Annotated in this window: 6 protein-coding genes; 4 read left to right on the top strand and 2 right to left on the bottom strand. The window is 66.4% G+C overall.

From position 1 onward, the window contains the following. Positions 1 to 200 precede the first annotated feature (200 nt). Positions 201 to 2,489 carry a heavy metal translocating P-type ATPase gene (locus tag WCE35_RS05475; RefSeq protein WP_424592330.1) on the bottom strand — a complete coding sequence of 763 codons (2,289 nt, stop codon included), beginning with the start codon at positions 2,487 to 2,489 and terminating at the stop codon, positions 201 to 203. A gap of 98 nt (positions 2,490 to 2,587) precedes the next feature. After that, positions 2,588 to 3,451 (bottom strand): N-acetylmuramoyl-L-alanine amidase, encoded by an 864-nt coding sequence (locus WCE35_RS05480; protein ID WP_424592331.1) that lies wholly within the window; start codon positions 3,449 to 3,451, stop codon positions 2,588 to 2,590. Between the two features lie 460 nt (positions 3,452 to 3,911). Here WCE35_RS05480 and rsmH point away from each other — a divergent pair, with 460 nt between their 5' ends. The 4 genes from rsmH to WCE35_RS05500 all read left to right on the top strand — a co-directional run. Further along, entirely contained in the window at positions 3,912 to 4,907 is a 996-nt protein-coding gene (gene rsmH / locus WCE35_RS05485) for a 16S rRNA (cytosine(1402)-N(4))-methyltransferase RsmH (protein WP_424592332.1), read from the top strand. A gap of 2 nt (positions 4,908 to 4,909) precedes the next feature. Beyond that, a complete protein-coding gene (gene ftsL, locus WCE35_RS05490) occupies positions 4,910 to 5,302 on the top strand; it encodes a cell division protein FtsL (RefSeq protein WP_424592333.1) in 393 nt (130 codons plus the stop codon). Next, positions 5,299 to 7,047 (top strand): peptidoglycan D,D-transpeptidase FtsI family protein, encoded by a 1,749-nt coding sequence (locus WCE35_RS05495; RefSeq protein ID WP_424592334.1) that lies wholly within the window; start codon positions 5,299 to 5,301, stop codon positions 7,045 to 7,047. The genes ftsL and WCE35_RS05495 overlap by 4 nt, the downstream gene beginning before the upstream one ends. Before the next feature lie 52 nt (positions 7,048 to 7,099). Next, positions 7,100 to 7,445 (top strand): Mur ligase domain-containing protein (locus tag WCE35_RS05500; protein ID WP_424592335.1); only part of this gene is annotated, 346 nt, incomplete at its 3' end.

Here is a 7,445-nt window from a genome sequence, read left to right on the forward strand (position 1 = left end):
GCCTATCGGGCGGCGACAGCGGCGACGCAACTGGAACCGCTGCGGCGGTTCTATGCGCGGCGGATGGCGGAGCTGGATGGCCATTAGTTAGCCAATTGCAAAAGCCGGGCTCGATTCTGGATCGTCATGGCCGACAAAAGGCAGGACAAGGCCGGGCATCAAGGTGACCGGGCGATCCGTCCTGCCATATCTTGTCGATCCTACGGTGCCGCGACGGCCTCGTAGATGTCCTCTTCCTGCGCGGTGTGGAGGCGTACCAGGGTCTCGACCGCCTCGATCAGGCGCTGGGCGTCACGAATGAGATAGCGGTCGACTTTCTCCGATGGCAGGTCCTCGGCCACGCGGGCGAGCAGCCGGGCAAGATGCAGGATTTCGCGGTGCGCCCGGCTCATGGCCGAGAGGCCGTGGCTCTCAGTGAGAACCCTGGCGAGTTGCGGATAGACGTGGCCCTCGTCGTCGCGCTCGTGTGCGACCACCTGCTCTTGTACCAGCTGGTTCGCCTCGGCGATCAGCACGGCCGCACGCTCCGGGGCGGCATCGTCGAGCGCATCGACGATCGATCGCAGCCGGTCGAGATTGCCGATCAGCGCAAGGTGGTTGCGATGCAGTTCGCGGCCGGCCGCGGCGGTCATGCTCTTCCTGGTGGCGCCGTGACCGGGGCTCAAGGCGCGCAGGGCATTGAGGATCACGGCAACGTCGATCACCTCCTGAACGATGGCCGCCGGGACCGGCATCAGCCAGCCGAATGTCCCCGCCAGCATCGCCAGCGCGGAAAGCGCCATACCGGCGACGATGCTCTCGATCGCGATCCGCCGCGCCCGTTGCGCGATCAGGATCGCCTCGCCGACCCGATCGAGGCGGTCGGCGAGGATCACCACGTCGGCTGCTTCCGACGAGGCGCTGGCGCCACGGGCGCCAAGCGCGATCCCGACGTCGGCCGCGGCCAGCGCCGGGGCGTCGTTGATGCCGTCGCCGACCATGATGGTCGGATGCAGCCGCTGCTCGGAGCGCACCGCATCGACCTTGTCGGAGGGAACGCGTTCGGCCAGCACCGAGTCGAGATCGAGCGCGGCGCCGATCGCCTGCGCGGCCGCGGCGCGGTCGCCGGTGACCATGACGATGCGAGCGATGCCCGCGTCGCGCAGCAGCCGGATGGCCCGCGGCGTATCGGAACGAAGTTCGTCGGCGAGCAGCAATGCGCCGACCGGCCGGCCCTCGACCGCGACGAATACGATCAGCGCCGATCGCCACGAGGCGCGCCGTATCGCCCGCGATGCCCATTCGGCAAGCTGCCCGCCGGCAAGGATCATTTCACGCGAACCCGCGCTGACCTGCCGTCCATCGATCACACCGTGCAGCCCCGAGCCGATGGATTCCCTGACCTGTTCGGGCAGCGCGAGGCACAGGCCGCGTTCGGTCCCCGCCTGAACGATGGCGCCTGCGATCACATGATGCGACGCCTGTTCGAGCGAAGCGCCGAGCATCAATACCTCATCGGCCGTCTCGCCCGGCGCAACCTCGACGGAAAGCAGCCGTGCGCCGCCGACTGTCAGCGTCCCGGTCTTGTCGAACAGCACGGTATGGGCGCGCGCCAGTGCCTCCAGCGGGCCACCGCCCTTGACGAGAATGCCGCGCCGCGCCGCCTGGGCGACGCCGGCGATGAAGGCCACGGGTGCGGCCAGAATCAGTGGGCACGGCGTTGCAGCGACCAGCACGGCCAGGCTGCGAAGCAGATCGCCAGAGATCAGCCAGGCGACGAAGGCAAGCGCGAGCGTGACCGGCAGCAAGATCAACGCATAGCGATCGGCCAGCCGCACGAACGGCGCCTTGGCGGTCTGGGCCGCGGTCACGAGGCGCACGATGCCCGCATAGGTGCTTTCGCCGGCGACCGCGGACACCGTCATTTCAAAGCTCTCGCCAGCGTTCAGGGAGCCGGAGAGAATGGCGGCGCCGCACGCCTTCGTGACGGGGATCGGTTCGCCTGTCAGTGCGGACTCGTCGATCGTTGCCGTGCCCGAGGTGACGACGCCATCGACCGGAACGACTTCGCTGGCATGCACCAGCAGCCGATCGCCGACCGCTACCGTACCGATCGGCACTTCCTCGATGCGGCCGTCGACGCAGCGACGGGCCTCGCGGGGCGCGCGATCGACCAGCGAACGCAAATCGTGCTCGGCGCGGGCAACCGCGATATCCTCCAGCACGTTTCCGCCGGAATACATCAGCGCCACCACGGCGCCAGCCAGGGGCTGACCAAGTGCGAGCGCGGCGCTCATCGACACCAGTGCAATCGCATCGACGCCGAACCGCCCGCTCAGGAAGTCCCGTGCGATCGAGACCGCCAATCCCGCCACCACCGGCACCGTCGCAAGCGTCCAGCAGAGATTGGCGAGGTCCGGGCGGCCGGTCAGGAGGGCAAGTATCCCCACTGCCAATCCCGCGATGGCGATTGCGACGAGTGCCCACCGCAGGACTCGCTCAAATGACATCGACCCATCCCGTCCTCATGCCGTTGTCGCGGCTTGTCGCCGAAAAAGCGCCGGTCACGCTTGATTGAAATCAACAGCCGCGCCGAATCGTCCGGACGCTATCGCGCCGCGACCACGATGGCCTCGGCCGGCAAGCTCGCAAGCAGCGCGTGCAGCGTCCTCATGGTCGAGTGATCGGCGACACCATCGACCCGCGCGGGACGGAAATGGCGCTGGAACGCGGTGACCACTTCCATGGTGGCGCCGTCATATTTGCCATGGGTCGGGACGTCGTAGCCATACCGGGCGAAGGCTGTCTGCAGAGCAATGACATCGTCGCCGATACCGCCCAGCTTGAGCGCTTCGCCGGGCGCGATCGGCGCCGGCTGCACCCAATGGCCGACGCCGGAATTGGCCAGCGAGTGCCACGGGAACTTTTCGCCGGGATCCTTCTTGCGTGCCGGCGCGACGTCGGAATGCGCGAGCACGCGATGGGATGGCACCTTGCGGCGGAGCATGATGCCGCGGCACAGCGCGATCACGGCGGCGATCTGGCGCGGCGGAAAATCCGGATAGCCCCAGTCGTGACCGCGATTGATGATCTCGATGCCGATCGAACATGAATTGATGTCCTGTTCGCCCGCCCAGCAGGAAACGCCGGCGTGCCAGGCGCGCTTGCTTTCCGGAACGCATTGCACGATGCGGCCGTCCTCCAGCACGATGTAATGGGCGGAAACGTCGGTGCCGGCGCTGCAGAGCTGCGCGATCGCGCCTTCCATATCCGGCATCCCGGTATAGTGCAGCACGATCATGTCGGGCTGGCGGCCGTCGTTGCGCTCGCCGTAATTCGCCGACGGGATGACGTCGGAGGCGATCGAGGAATCCGGGACGAATGTCTTCATGTCCGCGTTGGCCCTGGGAACGGGAAGGGCGCGTTGACGCTTCGAATCAATACCGGCAGATGTGAACGAACCAGGAGGCATCGGAAAACTCGAACCGGGAAGGATAACGGCAAATCGCATTCAGGAACAGCGAATCGAGTTTACCATTCCTTTACCTTGTTGTCCGCGCAATCCGGCGTCCGCGCTCCGCCCCGTATTTTGGCGGAGTGTGTGCGCCCTGCATCAGCGCGTTTCCACGCGGCATGCAAGACGCCGCGCCGATCGTCAACGCTTTCTTAACGCTAAATGCCGTTACTGAGTGGTGAAGCGCCGAACCGGTTTTGGGGGACGGCCGAGCCCTGCTTTCACGCAAAATACCATGGAAGCCCAGCAAATTCCGGTCGGCGATCAGGTTTTGCGGGCCGGGGCGGGGACCGGCGATCGCGCCCCGAAATGGCTGTTTGACCGAAAAGGTCCCTCGAAGGCCGGAGATTGGAGGCGCAATGAGCCCGTTCGCGTCCAGTTTCTCTTTCCCCTGCCGGAACATGCCCGGGGCTGGCGCATGACATCCATCGCTTCACATCATATCGCCGTGCTCTCCCGCGAGGCGGTCGAGATGCTGCGCCCCCGCCATGGCGGTATCTATGTCGATGCCACCTTCGGCGCGGGCGGCTACAGCCGCGCGATCCTCGACATCGCGGGTACCCGCGTCATCGGCATTGACCGCGACCGCGCGGCGATTGCCGGCGGGTTCGGCCTCGTCGATCGCTCCAGCGGACGGCTGACCCTGGTCGAGGATCGATTTTCCAACCTCGCCGAAATCTGCGCCGCCGAGGGCCTCGACGCGGTCGACGGCGTCGTGATGGATGTCGGCGTTTCCTCGATGCAGCTCGATCAGGCCGAGCGCGGTTTTTCTTTCCGGCTTGGCGGCCCGCTCGACATGCGGATGGGCCGTGATGGTCCGACCGCGGCGGAGGTGGTGGCGAAGGCGTCCGAGCGCGATCTCGCCGATATCATCTACATTTTCGGCGAAGAGCGTCACGCGCGCGGCGTCGCCCGCGCCATCGTCGCGGCGCGCAAGCAAGCGCCGATCACGACCACGCAAGGCCTGGCCGCCATCGTCGCCAGGGTCGTGCACGCCAAGCCGCACGAGATTCATCCGGCGACGCGGACGTTTCAGGCGTTGCGGATTTTCGTCAACCAAGAGCTTGACGAACTGCACCGGGCACTCTCGGCCGCCGAACGCGTCCTGAAGCCGGGCGGACGGCTGGTCGTGGTCAGCTTTCACTCGCTGGAAGACCGCATCGTCAAGAATTTCCTCAGCCAGCGCGGCAAGGCTGCCGCCGGATCGCGGCATCTGCCTGAAGTGGCGCAGGCGGCGCCGAGTTTCAACATCCTGACCAGGCGTCCGGTCACGCCCGGCGATACGGAGATATCGGCCAATCCGCGCGCCCGCTCGGCCAAGCTGCGCGCCGCCGAGCGCACCGCGGCGCCGGCGCATCCGGCCGGCGCGTTGCCGGCATGGCCTGTTCTCGCCGACGTGATGCGGGGAGGCTGACGATGCGGATCATCCACCTCCTCGTGATCGGCATGTTGGTGTTCGCCGCCGCCTACGTCTATCGGATCAAGATGGAATCGACCGCGCGTACCGAGCGCGTGTTGCGCCTGCACGCCGAGATCCGCGAGCAGCGCGACGCCATTGCCGCGCTGCGCGCGGAATGGGCCCGGCTCGATGCGCCGTTGCGGCTGCAGGGCCTCGCCGATCGGCATCTGGCGCTGAAACCGATCAACGCGACGCAACATGATCCGTTGAAGAATCTTCCCGAAAGGCCACCGAACTTTGCCAGGCCGGGCGATCCCGATCCGATCGGCGCGATGATCAACACCATCGAGGCGACCGCCGGTGCGCCTGATGTGACCGGTTCGGTGCCGGGGCGGAAGGATAAGCCATGACCGGCCGAGCGCCCACCACCGGAAGGCGTGCGGAACCGTGGCGGCAGCGGCTGATCCGAGGCCTGCTGTACGGGCGCAATGTCGACCGTGCCGCAAAGGCGCGCGCCCGCGTCGGGTTGGCGATCCTGGCATTTGCCGTGGTCTATGCCGTGCTCGCCGGCCGGCTGGTGATGTTCGCGGTCGGCGCCGACAGCCACGGCGCGCGCCGCGCCGCCTCGCAGGATGCGATTGCGACCGCGCGGCCGGATATCGTCGACCGCAATGGCGAGGTGCTGGCCACCGACGTCAAGGCGCCCAGCCTGTTCGGCGAGCCGCGCCGCATCATCGACAAGGACGAAGCCATCGAGCTCCTGACCGCGACGCTGCCCGACCTCGACACCGCCGAAGTGCGCGACCGCCTGTCGTCGCGAAAAGGCTTTGTCTGGCTGAAGCGGGAGATCACGCCGAAGCAGCAGCAGAACATCCATCGCCTCGGCATTCCCGGCATCGGCTTCCTGCGCGAGAACAAGCGCGTCTATCCGACCGGCGCCGAAGTCGCGCATCTGATCGGGCTCGTCAATATCGACAACCAGGGCATCGCCGGGATGGAGAAATGGCTGGACAATAACGGTCTGGCCGATCTGCACCGCGCGGGCTTTGCCACCGACCGCCTGCAGAAGCCGGTGGAATTGTCGGTCGACCTGCGCGTCGAGCACGCCTTGCGTGACGAGCTGCTGAAGGCCAGGGAAAAGTACAAGGCCAGGGCGGCCTCCGGCCTCGTCTCCAACGTCAAGACCGGCGAGATCGTGGCGCTGGTGTCGCTGCCCGATTTCGACCCCAACAATCCGAGGGAGGCGCACGACCCCGAACGCATCAACCGTCTGACCACCGGCGTGTTCGAAATGGGCTCGACCTTCAAGGCGCTGACGCTGGCGATGGCGCTGGATTCCGGCAAGGCCACGCTGACCACGATGTACGATGCCCGCGGCGCGCTGCAGTACGGCAAGTTCACGATTCATGATACCCATCCGCTCGGCCGCTCGATCAGTTTGTCGGAGGTGTTCACCTTCTCCTCGAATGTCGGCGCGGCGCGGATCGCGCTGGGACAGGGCGTCGAGGCGCACAAGGCCTTCCTGAAGAAGCTCGGCCAGCTCGACCGTTTGCGCACCGAACTGCCGGAGAGCGCATCCCCGATCCTGCCCAGGCGCTGGAGCGAACTGAACACCATCACCATCGCCTTCGGTCACGGCATCGCGGTAGCGCCACTGCAGGCGGTGATGGGCATCAATGCCGTCGTCAACGGCGGCTATCTGATCCCGCCAACCTTCCTGAAGCGATCGGAGGAGGAAGCCAGCGCGATCGCGAAGAAGGTGATCAGGTCGGAGACGTCCGAAAAGATGCGCTATCTGATGCGGCTGAACGCCGAGATCGGAACCGCCAGGCAGGCCGACGTCAAGGGCTATTATATTGGCGGCAAGACCGGCACCTCGGAGAAGGTGGTCGGCGGACGCTATTCCAGGAAACAGGTGCTCAACTCGTTTACCGCCATCATTCCGGCCGACAATCCGCAATATCAGCTATTGGTCATGCTGGACGAGCCGAAGGCGCTGCCGGAAACTCACGGCTTTATTACCTCCGGCTGGAACGCGGTGCCGACCGGCGGCAAGGTTATTGCCCGCATCGCGCCGATCCTGGGGATTGAGCCGCGGTTCGATCTGCCGCCGTCCGACCGCCTTATTCTTGCGGCATCGAGGACAACCCAGTAAGGCGTTACTTTCCCAAGCGCCCTGATGTGCCGGCCGGCCGGACTGGAAGATCATGAGACTTCGCGACCTCTTCGGCGATGACGCCACGATCGAGCCGCAAGCGGAAGCCGTGGTGGTCGCAGACGCGACCGAGGTCACGGGGCTTGCGCTCGACAGCCGCGCCGTGAAGCCGGGCGATGTGTTCTTCGCGCTGGCCGGCAGCAAGACCGACGGTTCGCGCTTTATCGATTCCGCCATCGCATCCGGCGCGGTCGCGGTCGTGGGCGACCATCCGCCGCGGGGCGCTCGCCGCGTGCCCTTCGTCGTCACGCCGAATCCGCGCCGCGCGCTGGCGCTGGCGGCGGCAAGATTCTATCCACGGCAGCCCCCGACCATCGCGGCGGTGACGGGTACCAGCG

The organism is Bradyrhizobium sp., from assembly GCF_049691595.1.
In the GTDB taxonomy this organism is placed as follows: Bacteria; Pseudomonadota; Alphaproteobacteria; order Rhizobiales; family Xanthobacteraceae; genus Bradyrhizobium.